This window comes from Rhizobium sp. PL01, from assembly GCF_033447125.1.
Taxonomy (GTDB): Bacteria; Pseudomonadota; Alphaproteobacteria; order Rhizobiales; family Rhizobiaceae; genus Pararhizobium.
In genome coordinates this window covers 235,333-252,872 of record NZ_JAWQUM010000002.1, presented here as the reverse complement: position 1 = coordinate 252,872, position 17,540 = coordinate 235,333, and the positions used below count along the sequence as shown (strand labels likewise).

Annotated in this window: 18 protein-coding genes and 1 riboswitch; of the genes, 8 read left to right on the top strand and 10 right to left on the bottom strand. The window is 59.3% G+C overall.

Annotated features, from left to right (window positions below):
- The first annotated feature begins 8 nt into the window (after positions 1 to 8).
- The gene (locus R6X40_RS05595; RefSeq protein WP_318411728.1) at positions 9 to 989 is read left to right on the top strand and encodes an HAD family hydrolase; all 981 of its coding nucleotides are present in this window, start codon (positions 9 to 11) and stop codon (positions 987 to 989) included.
- Between the two features lie 145 nt (positions 990 to 1,134).
- Here R6X40_RS05595 and R6X40_RS05590 read toward each other — a convergent pair whose 3' ends face one another.
- Positions 1,135 to 1,551, bottom strand: a complete 417-nt coding sequence (locus R6X40_RS05590) for a nuclear transport factor 2 family protein (protein ID WP_318411725.1) — start codon at positions 1,549 to 1,551, stop codon at positions 1,135 to 1,137.
- Positions 1,552 to 1,939: 388 nt separating this feature from the next.
- On the opposite strand from R6X40_RS05590, the gene R6X40_RS05585 reads away from it, so the two are divergent.
- The 4 genes from R6X40_RS05585 to R6X40_RS05570 all read left to right on the top strand — a co-directional run bounded on the left by R6X40_RS05585 (position 1,940) and on the right by R6X40_RS05570 (position 4,483).
- Positions 1,940 to 2,446, top strand: a complete 507-nt coding sequence (locus R6X40_RS05585; RefSeq protein ID WP_318411723.1) for a hypothetical protein — start codon at positions 1,940 to 1,942, stop codon at positions 2,444 to 2,446.
- On the top strand, positions 2,439 to 3,365 hold the full coding sequence (gene dapA / locus R6X40_RS05580) for a 4-hydroxy-tetrahydrodipicolinate synthase (protein WP_318411721.1): 927 nt from the start codon (positions 2,439 to 2,441) through the stop codon (positions 3,363 to 3,365). The genes R6X40_RS05585 and dapA overlap by 8 nt, the downstream gene beginning before the upstream one ends.
- A 373-nt stretch (positions 3,366 to 3,738) precedes the next feature.
- Positions 3,739 to 3,978, top strand: coding sequence for a hypothetical protein (locus R6X40_RS05575; RefSeq protein WP_318411719.1), 240 nt, complete (start codon positions 3,739 to 3,741; stop codon positions 3,976 to 3,978).
- A 169-nt stretch (positions 3,979 to 4,147) separates the two neighbouring features.
- A complete protein-coding gene (locus tag R6X40_RS05570) occupies positions 4,148 to 4,483 on the top strand; it encodes a hypothetical protein (RefSeq protein ID WP_318411717.1) in 336 nt (111 codons plus the stop codon).
- Between the two features lie 83 nt (positions 4,484 to 4,566).
- Here R6X40_RS05570 and R6X40_RS05565 read toward each other — a convergent pair whose 3' ends face one another.
- Both R6X40_RS05565 and R6X40_RS05560 read right to left on the bottom strand, forming a co-directional pair.
- The gene (locus R6X40_RS05565; RefSeq protein WP_318411715.1) at positions 4,567 to 5,553 is read right to left on the bottom strand and encodes a DUF1775 domain-containing protein; all 987 of its coding nucleotides are present in this window, start codon (positions 5,551 to 5,553) and stop codon (positions 4,567 to 4,569) included.
- Positions 5,554 to 5,658: 105 nt separating this feature from the next.
- Entirely contained in the window at positions 5,659 to 6,054 is a 396-nt protein-coding gene (locus R6X40_RS05560; RefSeq protein ID WP_318411713.1) for a hypothetical protein, read from the bottom strand.
- Between the two features lie 160 nt (positions 6,055 to 6,214).
- Positions 6,215 to 6,302, top strand: a riboswitch (glycine riboswitch).
- 143 nt (positions 6,303 to 6,445) lie between these two features.
- Here R6X40_RS05560 and gcvT point away from each other — a divergent pair.
- From gcvT to gcvP, 3 genes are read left to right on the top strand one after another with little or no spacing between them, the layout of a single operon-like run.
- Complete coding sequence (gene gcvT / locus R6X40_RS05555; RefSeq protein WP_318411711.1) at positions 6,446 to 7,585, top strand: glycine cleavage system aminomethyltransferase GcvT; 1,140 nt, start codon at positions 6,446 to 6,448, stop codon at positions 7,583 to 7,585.
- Positions 7,586 to 7,601: 16 nt separating this feature from the next.
- Positions 7,602 to 7,964 carry a glycine cleavage system protein GcvH gene (gene gcvH, locus R6X40_RS05550; protein WP_113244772.1) on the top strand — a complete coding sequence of 121 codons (363 nt, stop codon included), beginning with the start codon at positions 7,602 to 7,604 and terminating at the stop codon, positions 7,962 to 7,964.
- Positions 7,964 to 10,828 carry an aminomethyl-transferring glycine dehydrogenase gene (gene gcvP / locus R6X40_RS05545; RefSeq protein WP_318411709.1) on the top strand — a complete coding sequence of 955 codons (2,865 nt, stop codon included), beginning with the start codon at positions 7,964 to 7,966 and terminating at the stop codon, positions 10,826 to 10,828. The genes gcvH and gcvP overlap by 1 nt, the downstream gene beginning before the upstream one ends.
- A gap of 62 nt (positions 10,829 to 10,890) precedes the next feature.
- Here gcvP and R6X40_RS05540 read toward each other — a convergent pair whose 3' ends face one another.
- The 7 genes from R6X40_RS05540 to sufC all read right to left on the bottom strand — a co-directional run bounded on the left by R6X40_RS05540 (position 10,891) and on the right by sufC (position 17,493).
- A complete protein-coding gene (locus tag R6X40_RS05540; protein WP_318411707.1) occupies positions 10,891 to 11,304 on the bottom strand; it encodes a response regulator in 414 nt (137 codons plus the stop codon).
- Positions 11,279 to 13,204 carry a PAS domain S-box protein gene (locus tag R6X40_RS05535; protein ID WP_318411706.1) on the bottom strand — a complete coding sequence of 642 codons (1,926 nt, stop codon included), beginning with the start codon at positions 13,202 to 13,204 and terminating at the stop codon, positions 11,279 to 11,281. The genes R6X40_RS05540 and R6X40_RS05535 overlap by 26 nt, the downstream gene beginning before the upstream one ends.
- Before the next feature lie 117 nt (positions 13,205 to 13,321).
- Positions 13,322 to 13,714 (bottom strand): Fe-S cluster assembly scaffold SufA, encoded by a 393-nt coding sequence (sufA, locus tag R6X40_RS05530; RefSeq protein WP_318411704.1) that lies wholly within the window; start codon positions 13,712 to 13,714, stop codon positions 13,322 to 13,324.
- 89 nt (positions 13,715 to 13,803) lie between these two features.
- Positions 13,804 to 14,184: an SUF system Fe-S cluster assembly protein gene (locus tag R6X40_RS05525; protein WP_318411702.1), complete on the bottom strand. Its 381-nt coding sequence runs from the start codon at positions 14,182 to 14,184 to the stop codon at positions 13,804 to 13,806.
- Positions 14,185 to 14,196: 12 nt separating this feature from the next.
- Entirely contained in the window at positions 14,197 to 15,438 is a 1,242-nt protein-coding gene (locus R6X40_RS05520) for a cysteine desulfurase (protein ID WP_318411701.1), read from the bottom strand.
- Positions 15,439 to 15,451: 13 nt separating this feature from the next.
- A complete protein-coding gene (gene sufD, locus R6X40_RS05515; protein ID WP_318411699.1) occupies positions 15,452 to 16,726 on the bottom strand; it encodes a Fe-S cluster assembly protein SufD in 1,275 nt (424 codons plus the stop codon).
- Positions 16,727 to 16,737: 11 nt separating this feature from the next.
- Positions 16,738 to 17,493 (bottom strand): Fe-S cluster assembly ATPase SufC, encoded by a 756-nt coding sequence (gene sufC / locus R6X40_RS05510; RefSeq protein ID WP_318411698.1) that lies wholly within the window; start codon positions 17,491 to 17,493, stop codon positions 16,738 to 16,740.
- Positions 17,494 to 17,540: the final 47 nt, after the last annotated feature.

The following is a 17,540-nucleotide window of genomic DNA, read 5'->3' as shown; positions in this document are numbered from 1 at the left end:
GGAAATCCATGTTGAGCTTTGTTCGTGTATTCCTTGTCGTGCTTCTGTTGCCTCTGGCGGCGCTCGCGGATGACTTGCCGTCTTGGAACGACGGGAAGTCGAAACAGGCGATCGTCGATTTCGTTAAAAGGGTCACCGACGAGAAAAATACAGACTTCGTCAAACCGGAAGACCGCATCGCCGTCTTCGACAATGATGGCACGCTGTGGTCGGAGCAGCCGTTCTATTTCCAGCTCGGTTTCACACTCGACCGCATCAAGGCACTCGCGCCGGAACATCCTGAATGGAAGGAAACCGAGCCGTTCAAATCCGCGCTAGCCGGCGACCTCAAAGGGATGGCGGCGGGCGGCGAAAAGGGTCTGGTCGAGCTGATGATGACCACCCATGCCGGAATGACCACGGACGCCTTCAACACAATAGTCACCGACTGGTTTGCGGCAGCGAAACATCCGAAAACCGGAAAACCCTATAATCAGATGACGTTCCTGCCGATGCGCGAACTGCTCGATTATCTACGGGCCGAGGGTTTTAAGACCTTTATCGTCTCCGGCGGTGGCGTAGAGTTCATGCGGCCGATCACGGAAAACGCCTATGGCATTCCACCCGAACAGGTGATCGGCAGCACGATTGCCACCGAATATGCATTGGTTGACGGCGAACCGGTGCTCAATCGGTTGCCCAAGATCGACTTCATCGATGACGGTCCGGGCAAACCCGTTGGGATTAACAGGTTCATCGGCCGACGTCCGATCTTTGTGGCTGGAAATTCCGATGGCGACTATGAGATGCTGCGCTGGGTCACAGGCGGCAGGCCAAACAGCTTCGGCCTGATTGTCCATCACACCGATGTCGTACGCGAATACGCCTACGACCGGGAATCACATTTTGGTAAACTCAGCAAGGCGATGGATGAGGCAGAGCAGCGCAATTGGCTTCTCGTCGACATGAAAAACGACTGGAAGAAGATTTACGCGTTCGAAACACCCTGAACCCGCTACAATTCTTCATCACCGACAACAGCGGCTCCTCACTCGCCGTCCCGATGAAAGAGGAGCCGGCTTCATGACCGCGCCCGCTGATCTGACGGATGCCTGATCCAGCCACTCATTTTATGATCATTCGCCCGGTTGAGGCTTAAACGTCGAGCAATCCGACGGTATCGGCAATCATCAGCGTATCGACGAACTGGGTCATGTCGACAATCTTGCCATCCTTGAAGGTGAAGCGGTCGAGAAATTCGGTTTCGACCTCCTTGCCGTTCGGTGTGTAACGGATCACTCCGGCGCGATGCGCGAAAACCGTGTTGCCATCGACATGGAGGCTGGTGGTTTTAACCTTGGACATATCCCAATGCGCCACCAGCGTCTGCACCGCTGTATCGACGGCTGCGGGTTCGCTGACCTGCTGGGTCATCGGTGTCAATCTGCCGCTGCCGACCATGCGGAAGCTGAAATCCGGACCGGCGAGAGCCATCATTGCACCGATGTCGTTCACCCCGCGCGCGGCATAGAGTGTGTTGACAACGCCTTCGAGTGTTTCCCTGTCAGTCATGCGCCCTCTCCCCTTGGTTGCAGGAAGTGTGCTCGTATTCAAGGAAGACTGCAAGTATCGGAGTTGCGAGACTGAAAGCCGCGCCGTTCCGTTGTTCCACTATAAAATCTTTATCTCTTGGCTGCTGCCCTTGAATGGATTTCAAATGCGGTGCGGCACTAGCATCCGGGCATTCGAAACAGGTCGCTGCCACGATGCCCATGCTCCACGTTCATCCTTCCCATTTTTCCACATCGACGAGCGAGCAGCACGGCCGCTCCCGGCCTGAAGCTCCGATGCGCTCCCGCAGGCAACGCCGCGCCCGCTTAACGGCGGTACTGAATGCTGCTGCGATCTTTCTCTCCCTTGGCGGCGTCACCCTCATTTTCGTCCTCGCCTGAGGCCCTGCATGAGCACGACACCATCAGCACAGCAGCAATTACCATCCATCAATGCCACCCACTCCTTGGACCGTGTGGCAGCAGGTACAGCACTCTCCAGCCTGATTGCCCGGGTTTGCGCCGCTCGGGTTCTGCGCGAGCACCACATCTGGGAAGCGGTGCGCATTCTGCCGGAGATCGCTGGCCTGCCCGACGACATCAAGCAGTCGCCAGAGTTTCGCCGGTTGATGGAAAAGGAGGCGTTTACCGCCGCTGTTCGCCTTCTGGCGCAAACCTGCCAGCCCGCCCGCGACATTCGTGATCTTGAGCCGCACGGAGATCATTGGGCCGTGACCCTGTCCGTCCGCAGCGCCCTTTCCCAGACACAGCGGCGCAAGCTGATGCGCGCTGAACATCGCGATCCGCCGGCTGCCGTGCTGATCGCTCTTCTGAGCAGCGCCATCCGCAAGGCCAGACCGCTTGCACACCGAAGACGGCCACACGCAGCCGGGCAAAAGGAATTTGGAAATGAGTGAACACATCCGGATCGACACCACGCCGCATGGAGCCATCTGCGACCTCGTCACACCCTTTCAGGGCGATGAATTGGACGAAGCCGCGTTCGCTGACCTCGCCGAATGGCAGATCAACAGCGGCATATCGGGCCTGCTCGTTGCTGGGCCGGCCGGTGAGCCCTGGGCGTTGACCGATGACGAACGGACACGACTGATCCGGCTTGCCGTCGCCGTTGCCGGCAACCGCGTCCCGGTTTTCGCCGGTACGGGCACGAACTGCACGGAAATAACGATTGCACGGACGGCAGAGGCGAAGAGCATCGGGGCGACTGCAGCCTATGTGGTGACGCCTTACTACAGCAAACCCGCTCAGGAAGGCCTGTTCCGCCACTACCAAGCGATCGCCAATAGCGTCGACCTGCCGCTCATCATCGGTGTCTCGCCGCAGCGAACGGCGATAGATCTTTTTCCCCGTACGCTGGAGCGGCTGGCAACCTTGCGGACCGTTGTCGGAATTACCGATGAAACGGGAGACATCACGCGCCTTGTGGCAATGCCGGTGGCCCTGCGTCAACGGTTCGCGCTCTATTCCTGTCACGATCTGACGGCAATGCCCTTCACCCTCATGGGCGGCCGTGGTGTCTTTTCGGCAGCGGCCAATCTGGTGCCAAGGTTGACAGTGGCACTGCATCAGGCGCTTGCCACCGGAAACCAGCAATCGGCGCAAAGCCTGCAGGAGCGGCTGAGCCCTCTGTTTCAGGCGCTGGAACGGGAGCCAAGCCCGGCTGCAATCAAATACGGTCTGAGCCTGCTTCGAGGCATCAACGATGATGTCCGGTTGCCACTGACCCCGATCGTTGCGGAAACCACAGCGGCGATCCGTATGGCGCTGGCGCCGGTGCTTTGCAAACCGGCACCGGAACGCCGGCAATTCCTATGAGATTTTAACAACAAAGCCGGCGGTCACACATGGAACGGCGATGGCAGAGCAGATATTTTCTCATGGCAATCAGTGCGTTATGGATTGCAAGCATTCCAATCGAAAGAGCAGGTCATGCAACAATACGCCCGGAAAAATTCATTAGGCAGGCCGCAGCAGCCATGACACCGGATCGCAGCAGCCTGTCGGGCGCCGTCATCCGTTTGGTCGCAGTCTTTGCCTGCGCCGGCACTGTTCAGATACTGGCAGGCTGGCTTCTGCGCTGAGGCGCTGAGGCGCTGAGCACCACGTCATGAACAACATGTTATCAACAACACAAAGGTCTCCAAGGATCATGGGCAGTCGATACCCCCTCACGAAGACACATCCTATAATGCCGCGTTTCACCGTCGGCTGCGATCACCACGGCTGGTGGGTCGTGCACGACCAGTTGGGCCGGGTCGGCGGATTGTTTGCCAGCGAAGCTGCGGCCCTGCGCTTTGCCGATGAAGAATGCAATCACGATGCGCGCGCCGTATGCCGCGCACCGGCCGGCAAATGCGTCGAGTTCGACGGGATAACGGCTTCAACAGCAGTAGCGCCGCAAAACTCCCCTTCACGGCGTTACGCCTGAACCTTTGGGGCGCGCGCTATCCCCAGCGGTCTGCGCCCCCTTTTTCCATCGAATGATCGATAAGATTTGCCTTAAATGCGACCACGCGATTTCACCGGGATGAAACGGCGGCCGGGTTAAAAACGATCGATGTTCAATCGAAGGAGTGCCCGGTAAGGGCAGATCGTCCATGACCCTGGTCGTTACCATGTCTGCGAACACGGCGGCTTACGCGGCGCAAGCCCTCAAGCCGTCCGCACGCGTCAGCGGCGATGGCCCGACCGACGAGGCGATTACCCTGCTTTCGGCACGGCCGAAGGATGACGCGGCCAACACGCATACCGCGATTGCGGCCTTGCGCAGCCCGACATCCCTGTCGCTGATGCTGATGAGCTCCAACGGCCGTCTGCCACAGGGCACGCGCGGCGAAGCGGTCCGCCGCTACATGGAGTTCGATCTGGATGAGCCCTCTTCCGATGAGAGTGACGAGGCACTGAGGCCGGACGAAGAAGCGGCCGACGCCTAAAAACGGTCCGGAAAACTGCCCGGTCAAACCAAAACGGCGCAGCTTCCTGCGCCGTTCTTTATCCCGAAAAAAATCCGGCGATTTTATTTGTGCTTATGGGCGCCACCGGCAGCGTTGCCGACGGACAGCACGTAATCGATCTTGCCTGCCTTCTCAAAGGTCAGCGTCACCGGGATGCTGTCGCCTTCAGCGAACGGCTTTTTCACATCCATGAACATCAGGTGCAGGCCGCCTGATTGAAGCGTAACGGTTTTGCCAGCCGGAAGGGCAACACCGCTCTCCAGCTTGCGCATTTTCATCACGTCGTTCTGCATAGTCATCTCATGAAGTTCGACGCGGCCTGCCGCCGGGCTCTCGACTGACACAAGCATGTCGTCTTCAGCCCCTTCGTTCTTAATGAGAAACCCACCACCGCCGACCTTGGCGCCGGGAAGCATCGCCTTGACCGCACCGCCGGAAATTTCCAGGGAACCGGCCTTGACGGGAGCGCCGTCGGTTGCGCCCATACCGGCCATCGCCGCCATATCGTGATGATCGTGGCCGCCAGCTTTGGCAGGGGTCACGGTTACAGTCGGTGCCGGATGTTCCAGCGCATGGGCGCTCTGGCCTGCAGCAGGGATTTCATCCCACACGACTTTGTCGGCGGAACCGCAGAGCTGTGTGACCGGGAAGGCAACCTCGGTTTCCTTGTCGAAGCCGGAGATTTTGCCGCTGATGACAAAGGTGTCGTAAAAATCGTCTGACAGATTGCCGTTCTTCCAGCGAATTTCTAGCGGGCCGGACGTGACCGTCTTGCCGTGGTTGTCATAGCTCTTCTGATAGTCGCCCTTGATGATTTCAAGCTCCCAGCCAGCCTTGGGCTGCGGCTTGGCGAAGACGAAGCCTTCCGGCAGTTTGACCTGTACTTCAGTGGTGGCTTTGCCGTCGCAGCCATGCGGAACCTGCAGGACGGCCTTGAAGCTGCTTTCCGAGGCGACTTCATCGGTTTCAAAGGATGCATGGGCGTGCGCGGTGGCGGCTGTGCCGAGCGAAAGCGCGAGTGCGAGAAGGGTTGTTCTGGTCTGTGTCATTGATCTGCCTCCGGACCGGTTGCTGCCAACAGCAGGCATGCCGGTCAAAGCCGCATCGGGCGGCTAAATGCTCTGAATAAAGTGGAAATCGCCGGAGCGATACTGTCAGAGCGAGAATGGAGGCGCCCGTGATTGCGGCAGCAGGCGCGGACGCGACACGAAAATTGAAAGGAAACCCGGCTTGCGGTCAGAAATCGCGGCAACACGGACAATGAGATGGCCATCGCCTGGGGGAGATGGCAAGACAATAGAACCTGCCAGCCGGCAATAGTCGCAAACCGGCGCCAGGGCCTCATGCGAAGAACCGTGGCTCTTGCCCTCGATGCCATCAAGTCCGAAGCAGATATCGCCGATCGTACCGTCCGGCAGCAGGTAGCCTGCCGCCATTGCCGGCGTGATCTGGCGGGCGAAGGCCGGCTGATGGGCAAATGACAAAAACAGCAGGGCCAGCGCTGAAAGCACCCGCACCGCTTTCCGCCATTGTTGCCCGGCTGCCGCCATCGATCATCCTCATCGTGTATGATTGCGTTATCGCCTCGGCAGCAAAAATGCAAAGGACGATTTTCTATCCTGTTCACGACGACCAAACAGGCACGACAAAAATCTGTTCGGGCGCGACATTTTGCGCTTGCCAAGCCGCTGGCATCGCCGTTATCTGAAATCGATCTTGTTGGGAGAATCCGGTTAATACCGGTGCCGAAGGAGCAACCGCCCCGGAAACTCTCAGGCCAATGGACCAGCAAGGTGCCGGTAGGACTCTGGAGAGAAGCGGTTTCGCTCGCCGAAGGGATAACAATCTCAGGCAAAGGGACAGAGGGGGCTTGAGGAAACGTCGCACAAAATGCGCCGTGGAGATGAGCCGGCGTGTGACGCCAGACCTGGAGGCCGGACTTTGGACGATCATTCCCCCCTGAAACAAACACCGCTGCATGCGTTGCACGTGTCGCTCGGTGCCCGAATGGTGCCGTTTGCCGGCTACGACATGCCGGTGCAATATCCCGCTGGCGTCATGAAGGAGCATCTGCACACCCGCTCCGCCGCCGGCCTGTTCGATGTCTCGCATATGGGACAAGTGATCCTGCGGCCGAAATCCGGCCGGATTGAGGATGCGGCACTGACGCTCGAAAAGCTGGTTCCCGTCGATGTGCTTGGCCTTGCCGAAGGACGCCAGCGTTACGCGCTGTTCACCGATGACAAGGGCCATATTCTCGATGACCTGATGGTCGCCAATCGCGGTGACCACCTGTTTCTCGTCGTCAATGCGTCCTGCAAGGAAGCCGATTTCGCCCATATGCAAAAGCATCTTGGCGACACCTGTGAGCTGACCCTGCTCGACGATCGCGCGCTGATCGCGCTGCAGGGGCCACGCGCCGAATGCGTGCTGGCCGAACTCTGGGCCGATATCGCCACCATGCGCTTCATGGATGTAGTGGAAGCTGCCCTGCACGACGTTCCCTGCATCATCTCCCGCTCCGGTTACACCGGCGAGGACGGCTTTGAAATATCCATTCCGGCCGCTTCTGCTGAGGACGTGACGCGCCGGATCCTCGAGCATCCCGACGTCATGCCCATCGGCCTTGGCGCCCGCGATTCCCTGCGTCTCGAAGCTGGCCTGTGTCTCTACGGAAACGATATCGACACCACGACGACGCCGGTCGAGGCGGGCCTCGAATGGGCGATGCAAAAGGCACGCCGCGCCGGTGGTACCCGTGAGGGCGGCTTCCCGGGCGCCAACGTCATTCTTCGCCAGTTCGCTGACGGTGCCAGCCGTCGCCGTGTCGGCCTGAAGCCGGAAGGCAAGGCTCCCGTTCGCGGCGGAGCGCCGCTGTTTGCCGATGCCGAGGGCAAGACGCCGGTCGGCACTGTCACATCCGGCGGCTTTGGCCCCAGTGCAGATCATCCCGTTGCCATGGGCTATGTCGATATGGCCCACACCGCCAACGGCACCCAGGTTTTCGCGGAAGTACGCGGCAAATATCTGCCGATTACCGTCTCCGCCCTTCCCTTCGTCACCCCGACCTACAAACGCTGATCAGGAGCTGAACCCCATGCTGAAATTTACCGATGAACACGAGTGGCTGAAAATCGAGGGTGATGTTGCAACGGTGGGTATTACTGCCCACGCTGCGGAACAGCTCGGCGACCTCGTCTTCGTGGAACTGCCGGAAGCCGGTACCGCACTCGACAAGGGCGCCACCGCTGCCACAGTCGAATCCGTCAAGGCAGCCTCCGACGTCTATTGTCCACTTGATGGCGAGATCGTTGAATCCAATCAGGCCATCGTCGATGATCCGGCTTTGGTCAACAGCGACCCGCAGGGCGCCGGCTGGTTCTTCAAGCTGAAGCTTTCCGATCCGTCGGCCGTCAATGCCCTCCTGGACGAAGCCGCCTACAAGGAGCTGATCGCCTGATGAGCATGCCGAAGGATTTCACCTTTACCGACTACCAGCCGTATGACTTCGCCAACCGGCGTCATATCGGCCCCTCGCCCGATGAGATGACGGCGATGCTCAAGGTCATCGGCTATCCCAGCCTCGACGCCATGATCGACGACACTGTTCCGCCGTCGATCCGCCAGAAGGCCCCGCTTGCCTGGGGTGCTGCCATGACCGAGCGCGAAGCGCTCGACAAGATGCGCGAAACGGCCAACCGCAACAAGAAACTTGTCTCGTTGATCGGCCAGGGCTACTACGGCACGATCACGCCGCCGGTTATCCAGCGCAACATCCTGGAAAACCCGGCATGGTACACGGCCTATACCCCTTACCAGCCGGAAATCAGTCAAGGCCGTCTCGAGGCGCTGTTGAACTATCAGACGATGGTCTGCGACCTCACGGGTCTCGACGTTGCCAACGCCTCGCTGCTCGACGAAGCAACCGCCGCCGCCGAAGCCATGGCGATGGCCGAGCGCGTGGCAAAATCCAAGGCCAAGTCCTTCTTCGTCGACGAGGGCTGCCATCCGCAGACCATCGCGCTTTTGAAGACGCGCGCTGAACCGCTCGGCTGGTCGATCGTCATCGGCAACCCGTTTACCGATCTCGATCCGGTCGACGTTTTTGGCGCGATCTTCCAGTATCCCGGTACCTATGGCCACGTTCACGATTTCACCGGCCTGATCGCACGCCTGCATCAGACCGGCGCAATCGCCACGGTCGCCGCTGATCCGTTGGCGCTGGCGCTGTTGAAGTCGCCCGGCGAAATGGGTGCCGATATTGCTATCGGTTGCACCCAGCGTTTCGGCGTTCCGGTCGGTTACGGTGGTCCGCATGCGGCCTACATGGCCGTCAAGGATGCCTACAAGCGCTCGATGCCCGGCCGTCTGGTTGGCGTTTCACAGGATAGCCGCGGCAACCGCGCCTACCGCCTGTCGCTGCAGACCCGCGAACAGCACATCCGCCGCGAAAAGGCGACGTCCAACATCTGCACCGCGCAGGTGCTGCTCGCCGTCATGGCGTCGATGTATGCCGTCTTCCACGGCCCGAAGGGCATCAAGGCGATTGCCCAGAGCGTGCACCAGAAGGCTGTCTTGCTGGCGCTTGGCCTCGAAAAGCTAGGCTACGTTGTCGAGCCGGACGTGTTCTTCGACACGATCACGGTCGATGTCGGCAAGCTGCAGGGCATCATCCTGAAATCAGCCGTTGCCGAAGAGGTCAATCTGCGCCGAATCGGCACCACCAAGATCGGCATCAGCCTTGACGAGCGCTCGCGCCCGGTCACGCTGGAAGCCGTCTGGCGGGCGTTTGGAGGCGATTTCAAGGTAGAAGATTTCGAAGCCGGCTACCGCCTGCCCGAAACCCTGCTGCGCACCAGCGAATATCTGACCCATCCGATCTTCCACATGAACCGTGCGGAAAGCGAGATGACCCGCTACATCCGCCGGCTGTCGGACCGGGATCTGGCGCTCGACCGGTCGATGATCCCGCTCGGCTCCTGCACGATGAAGCTGAACGCGACAGCCGAAATGCTGCCGATCACCTGGCCGGAATTTTCGGAAATCCACCCCTTTGTGCCGGCCGATCAGGCTGAAGGCTATCGCCACATGATCACCGATCTCTCGCAGAAACTCTGCGAGATCACCGGTTATGACGCGCTTTCCATGCAGCCGAACTCGGGTGCACAGGGCGAATATGCTGGACTTCTGACCATCCGCGCCTATCACCGTGCCAATGGTAACGATCATCGCGATGTCTGCCTGATCCCGACCTCCGCCCACGGCACCAATCCTGCCTCGGCCCAGATGGTCGGCATGAAGGTCGTCGTCATCAAGGTCAGCGACAACGGCGACATCGACATGGACGATTTCCGCGCCAAGGCGGAGCAGCATGCAGCAAACCTGTCCTGCTGCATGATCACCTACCCGTCGACGCATGGCGTGTTCGAGGAAAATGTTCGCGAAGTCTGCGACATCGTCCACAAGCACGGCGGCCAGGTCTATCTCGACGGTGCCAACATGAACGCCATGGTGGGTCTCGCCCGCCCCGGCGATATCGGCTCCGACGTCAGCCACCTCAACCTGCACAAGACCTTCTGCATTCCGCATGGTGGCGGTGGTCCGGGCATGGGACCGATTGGCGTCAAGGCGCATCTGGCTCCTTACCTGCCCGGCCATCCGGAAACCGATGGTGGCGAAGGTGCCGTTTCGGCTGCCCCGTTCGGCTCGGCGTCAATCCTGCCGATCTCCTGGAGCTACTGCCTGATGATGGGCGGCGAAGGGCTGACGCAGGCGACAAAGGTGGCTATCCTCAACGCCAACTATATCGCAGCACGGCTCAAGGGCGCTTACGACGTGCTCTACAAGTCGGCAAAGGGACGCGTGGCACATGAGTGCATCATCGACACGCGTCCGCTGGTCGACAGCGCGGGCGTAACCGTTGATGACGTTGCCAAGCGGCTGATCGACTGCGGCTTCCATGCCCCGACCATGAGCTGGCCAGTTGCCGGCACGCTGATGATCGAGCCGACGGAATCGGAAACCAAGGCTGAAATCGATCGCTTCTGCGACGCCATGCTGGCGATCCGCGCCGAGGCGCAGGCCATCGAAGACGGCAAGATGGACCGGACCAACAATCCGCTGAAGAACGCCCCGCACACGGTGGAAGACCTCGTCGGCGAATGGGATCGTCCTTATTCGCGCGAACAGGCCTGCTACCCGCCGGGCGCCTTCCGGGTCGACAAGTACTGGTCGCCGGTCAACCGGGTCGACAACGTCTTCGGTGACCGTAACCTGGTCTGCACCTGCCCGCCGCTGGAAGATTACGCTGAGGCAGCTGAGTAAGCACAAAAGAAATGAAAGGGGCGCTCGATGCGCCCCTTTTTACATCCAGCGATGTGCCGGGATTAAGCTTGCGTCTGGTTTGGAGGGTAAACCGCAATATCGCCCCAGAAGCGCGTGAACCCCTCGGCAAAGCGTCTGTAGCCACTGACGGACGAAGGTTTCAGGGCATAGGCGTTGGCGCCGCAGGCATAGGATGTCTGCACGTCGCTCGGATTCATCGATGAGGTCAGCATGATCACCGGAACGATCGCGGTCTTCTCATCCGTGCGGATGCGCCGCAACAGGTCCGTCCCGTTGGTTCCCGGCATGTTGATGTCCAGAAGGACATAATCGAACGGCTCGCACGACAGTCGTTGTGCCGCCACGTCTCCATCCGTGATATGGGTGATCTCTAAATTGCCGCCAAGATCGGAGAAGGCGCGTTTGACGAACTGCGCGTCAATCTCGTCATCATCGACCATCAGCAGCTTCTTCACGCGGGTTTCCAAACGCTTCTTGCTTTCCTCCAGATTGCCTCAGTTCCGGGAGTGTCACGATGAAACGTGCACCGTGGGTGAAGGCCGTGTCAAGTTCGATGGATCCGCCGTGGCTCTCGGCAATGCGTTTTGCCAGCGCCAGCCCGATACCCGTACCGGGGTAGATGGTTTCGTCCCGGTGCAGGCGCTGGAACACATCGAAAATCTTCCTGGAGAAGCGCGGGTCAACGCCGATGCCATTGTCTTCGAAAAACACCCGGACTATATCCTCCGCCGTCTCGGCGTAGATGCGGACGACAGGTTTCACGTCCTCCCGCCGGTACTTGATGGCATTACCGATCAGGTTCTGGCATAGGCGCTTCAGCAGTTCGGGGTCGCCCTTCAGCTGCGGCAGTGCCGAAAACTCGACGCTGGCCCCGGATTCCCGGATGAAACTATCGAGATTGAGGATGGTATCGGAAATCACGTCGGCCATCGAGACGATCTGCCAGCTGCCGATTTCGTCAGCAATCTGGGCATAGTCCAGAAGGCTGTCGATCAACTGATCCATCCGCCGCGCACTCTGGCGCAGATGGCCGGCATAAACCGGTAGTTCTTCAAGATTGCCAACGGCGACATCCTCGACGATCATTTCCGAAAACATCGACATGTGTCGCAGCGGCGCTTTCAGGTCATGCGACACCGTTCCTGTAAACTGATTGAGCGCATCGTTCTTGCGCTGCAACTCGGCACGCTGCTGGACGATGCGTTGCTGCTGCTGCTTCAATTCAGTGATATCACGCCCGATCGTGACATATTCGGCCAGCTTGCCACCATCGAAGACCGCGATATTTGACCAAAACAGCCAGAGATCGCTGCCATCAGCCAATGTCCGGTGTTGCTCGCGCGCAGCGAGTGGCGCCTCGACAGACAGGTTTTTCATCGTGGCGAACAAACGTTCGCGGTCCTTTTCCGGAACAAAATCGAAAATCGATTTTCCAATCAGATCATCAGCCGGCGTATGAACCAGCCGCGCGTACCGGTCGTTGACGAACGTGTATCTGAAATCGTGGGAGATGCGGCAAATGACGTCGGGAATATTCTGCACCAGCGTGTAATATTCAAGCCGCTGCCGATCGAGCGCAATCTCAGCCCGCTTCAAATCGGTGACGTCGATGCGAAGCGCAACAGTATTGCCGTCCTGCGTCCTCAAATCTTCGATTCGCAACCAGCGGCCGTCGCCATACTCGAAAATCTGGTTGTCGCCGCCCGGATTGCGGAAGGCCCGCATGCGTTTCTCCAACCACGCCTTGGCCTGCGGTGATCCAACGGGGGCATTGGGGTAATATCCCACCTCGTAGACGGAGAGCATGATCTCTTCGGCCGTCATGCCGATTTTGAGTTTGGGGCCGGCTGCACCGCAGATCCGCCTATAGGCATCGTTGTAAACGATGATCCGCTCCTCGGCGTCAAAGATTGCAAACCCTTCCGGAATGGCCTGCAGTGCCGTATTGAGAATCTCGTCAGCTTTCCGGCGTTCGCGGTCAAGTTCAAGATAATCGGAGATATCGTGAACGATACCGGCAAACCCCAGCCTCGCGCCGGTCGAATCGACGACTGGCGTGACGCGCAACCGGGCCTGGAACACCGTGCCGTTGCGGCGGCGGTATCGGTAGATACCTTCCGAAAATTGCGCCTTACCAGGGCCTGCGGCGCTCTGGAAACTTGCCGCTTCAAAGTCCTCGTCGCTGGCGTAGAGACAGCGCGATGAACCGCCAATCACCTGTTCGGCCGCATAGCCAAACTGCTCGATGGCGGCAGCGTTGACGGACAAGATGATGCGATCGGCATCGACAAAGATGACGGGCGAAGGAAAGAGATCATAGATCGCCTGGACAAATTCTGTCTGCGCCGCCGCCATCGGATATTCAGTTACACTCCGCCCCGTAGTCATATGCGTATAAAAACAGAAAAAGAGACTGGCGCAAACCAGTCTCTTTGTGAATTTCCGATATAGCGCTGCAGCGCAGCAGCATGCTCAGCTGGCGCGAACGACCGCATCACCCTTTGCTGCCAGTGCAGCCAGATCGGCGGGCTGCAGTTCGACGGATTCGCCGCAGCCGCAGGCCGATGTCTGGTTCGGGTTGTTGAAGGTAAAGCCCGAGCGCAGCGTCGTCACTTCGAAGTCCATCCGGGTTCCGAGCAGATAAAGCACGGCTTCGGGGGCAACCCAAACCTTGGCGCCCTGATATTCGACCAGATCGTCCTTCGGATTCGCCGCGGTCACCATGTCGATGGCATATTCCATGCCGGCGCAGCCGCCCTTCTTGATCCCAACGCGAATGCCTTGGGCGTCACCGCCGGCATTTTCGACGATCGCCTTGACGCGGCCAGCCGCCGCATCGCTCAAACTCATGACTGCAAAGCCCATGGGCCGTTCTCCTTGTAGCAACCAGGTTCAAGGCCTGTGCTTTCCGAGTCCAGAATGTAATGCGCGCCGGTTAAGGGATCAATACGCGATCAGTACCAACCGACCGCAACCTGCGCCTCTTCCGACATACGGTCCGGCGTCCACGGCGGATCGAAGGTCATCGACACTTCGACACCGGACACGCCCTCGACAGCACCGACGGCATTTTCAACCCAGCCCGGCATTTCGCCGGCGACGGGGCAGCCAGGGGCCGTCAGCGTCATGGCGATCTTGACCATGCGATCGTCTTCGATGTCGATCTTGTAGATCAGACCAAGTTCGAAAATATCGGATGGAATTTCGGGATCGTAGACGGTCTTCAGCGCGGAAATGACATCATCGCTCAGGCGCGCCAGTTCGTCCGCCGGAATTGCGGAGTGAACAATCCCTTCACGAACGTCGATCTTGTCTGCAGTCGTATCAAGGCTCATCGGTTTATGTCCTTACGCAAAGAATTTGCGGGCTTGCTCAAGCGCATCCACCAGCACATCGACTTCGGCCCGCGTATTGTAGAGACCAAAGGATGCACGGCATGTGGAGGTCACGCCGAAGCGTTTCAAGAGCGGCTGCGCGCAATGCGTTCCTGCTCTCACCGCTACACCGGCGCGATCGATGACCATCGACACATCGTGGGCATGGATACCCTCAAGTTCGAAGGAGAAGATACCACCTTTGCCCGGTGCCGTCCCGATCACCCGCAGCGAGTTGACCGACGATAGGCGCTGGTGCGCATAGGCGGCAAGATCGGCTTCATGGGCCGCAATTGCTGCCCGGCCGAGAGTGTCCATGTAATCCAGCGCATAACCGAGACCGATCGCCTGAACGATCGGTGGCGTGCCGGCCTCGAAACGATGCGGCGGTTCGTTGTAGGTCACTGCGTCTTCGGTCACCTCGACGATCATCTCGCCGCCGCCCATGAACGGACGCATTTCCTTCAGCCGGTCCATTTTGCCATAGAGCACGCCGATTCCGGACGGGCCATAAAGCTTGTGGCCAGTCATGACATACCAGTCGCAATCGATATCCTGCACGTCCACCGGCATATGGACGGCAGCCTGGCTGCCATCGACAAGTACCGGAATGCCGCGTTCGCGTGCGATACGGCAGATCTCCTTGACCGGAACGACGGTGCCCAGCGCATTCGACATATGGGTGATGGCGATCAGCTTGGTCTTGTCAGTCAGGCATTTGACGAAATCGTCGATATGGAATGTGCCCTGATCATCAACCGGCGCCCAGACCAGCTTGGCGCCCTGGCGTTCGCGGATGAAATGCCACGGCACGATATTGGAATGGTGCTCCATGATCGAGACGACGATCTCGTCGCCATCGCCGATCTTTGGCATGCCGTAGCCATAGGCAACCGTGTTGATCGCCTCGGTCGAGGATTTTGTGAAGATGATATTGTCGACCGAAGGCGCGTTCAGGAACCGGCGCACTTTTTCTCGGGCACCTTCATAGGCGTCGGTCGCGGCATTCGACAGGAAATGCAGGCCGCGATGGACATTGGCATATTCATTGGCATAGGCATGGGATACGGCGTCGATGACCACCTGCGGCTTCTGCGCCGAGGCGCCATTGTCGAGATAGACCAGCGGCTTGCCGTAGACGGTCCGCGACAGGATCGGAAAATCCCTGCGGATCGCTTCGACGTCATAGGCCGCTACCGGCACCGTATGTTCCATGTCCATGATCCAATCAGGCGTGCTTTTCGAGCCAGGCGGCGATGATCGTTGCCAGCGTCTCGATCAGGTCTTCATGTTCGAGCTCCTCGACAATCTCATCAACGAAGGCGTTGACCAGCATGGCACGCGCCTTGTTTTCAGGAATGCCGCGGGCACGCAGGTAGTAGAGATGCGTCGGGTTGATATCGATGACCGTGGCACCATGGCCGCATTGAACGTCGTCGGCAAAAATTTCCAGCTCCGGCTTTGCCGAAAAATCGGCGTCGTCGGAGAGAAGCAGCGTATTGCACGCCATCTTCGCGTCGGTCTTCTGTGCGTCCGGAGCAACGCGAATCTGGCCCTGAAACACACCCTTGGCGCGATCAAACAGCACGTTGCGGAGGATTTCGGTCGATGTGGTGTTCGGTACGTCATGACCGAGCGTGAACGTCACGTCGGTATGGGTATCGCCACCGAGCAGGTTGATGCCGCGCATCTTGAAATCAGCACCTTCGCCCGTCGTGACGCCATGCACTTCCTGACGCACCAGCTTGCCGCCGGCATTGATGATGAACAGCCGGAGCTTGGCATTGGTGCCAAGGTCGAAATTCACCTGGGCAAGATGGCTGTCGCTCATGCCCTGCTGCTGCAGGATGATCCAGGTGATTTCGGCACCTTCGTCAAGGATCAGGTCGCTGACAACCGTCACCAGGCTGGCGGCATCGCTGACCGAGAGATGGCGTTCGATGATCGTTGCCTTGGAATTGGCACCGAACGTCACCGGAAAGCGGGAATGGCTCTGGCCGGCACTCTGAACCAGCTGAAATTCGAGAGGCTGTTCCAGCTCGGTACCCTCGGGCACTTCGATCTCGAAACCGTCGCGCACGAAGCTGCCGTTGATCCGGCCGATCACGTCGTCCTGATCGCGTTCGACCAGATCGGCAGCGGCGACACCATCGATCAGGCTTTCGGCATAGGAGCGCACGTTGATGCCGGCAGGCAGGTTCTTTGTGTCAGCCTTGCCGTTCAGCACTGCAAGCACCGAAGAACCCGGAACCAGCGGATCGACCTTCTGGGCAAACGCCGCCGGGTCGAAGGCCGGAACGGCACGCAACAGCGCGCGCAAGTCCGTATAGTGCCAGGATTCGACGCGGCGTGTCGGCAGGCCCTGCTGCCTGAGATTTGCCAGCAAGGTATCGCGGGCAGACAACACGGCGCCTTCGCCGGGCAGTTCACCGATCTGGGCGGTATAGGCATCGACGAGGGCCGTCTCGGCGGCCGTCATCGTGATTGCCGTTTGCATGTTCATCCCGGTACTCCTCAAGCTGCCGCATCGATGATGTCGGCATAACCATTGGCTTCAAGATCAAGCGCCAGCGACTTGTCGCCGGACTTGATGATCTGGCCCTTGTAGAGAACGTGGACACTATCGGGCACGATATACTCCAGCAGGCGCTGATAGTGGGTGATGACGATCACCGCACGGTCAGGCGAACGCAACGCGTTTACGCCGTCCGAAACGATCTTCAGAGCGTCGATGTCGAGGCCGCTGTCGGTTTCGTCGAGCACGCAAAGCTTTGGTTCCAGAAGGGCCATCTGCAGGATTTCGGCCCGCTTCTTTTCGCCACCGGAGAAACCAACGTTCAGCGGCCGTTTCAGCATGTCCGGGTTGATCTGAAGCTTGGCAGCGGCTTCCTTGACGCGGCGAATGAAATCCGGTGTCGAGAGCTCGGGTTCGCCGCGATACTTGCGTTGCTCGTTCAAGGCCACCTTAAGGAACTGCATGGTCGCAACGCCCGGGATTTCAACCGGATACTGGAAGGCAAGGAAGATACCCTTGGCGGCGCGCTCGGACGGGTCGAGCTCAAGAACGCTCTCGCCGTTGTAGAGGATGTCGCCTTCGGTGACTTCGTAATCGCTGCGGCCTGACAGGATGTAGGACAGTGTCGACTTGCCGGAGCCGTTCGGACCCATGATGGCAGCGACTTCGCCAGCCTTCACGGTGAGGTTCAGACCACGGATGATCTCGGTGCCATCTTCGGCGATACGGGCATGGAGGTTTCTGATTTCAAGCATGTTACGTCGTCCTCTTGGGAAACGAATAGAGTTTTGGGCGCGACGGT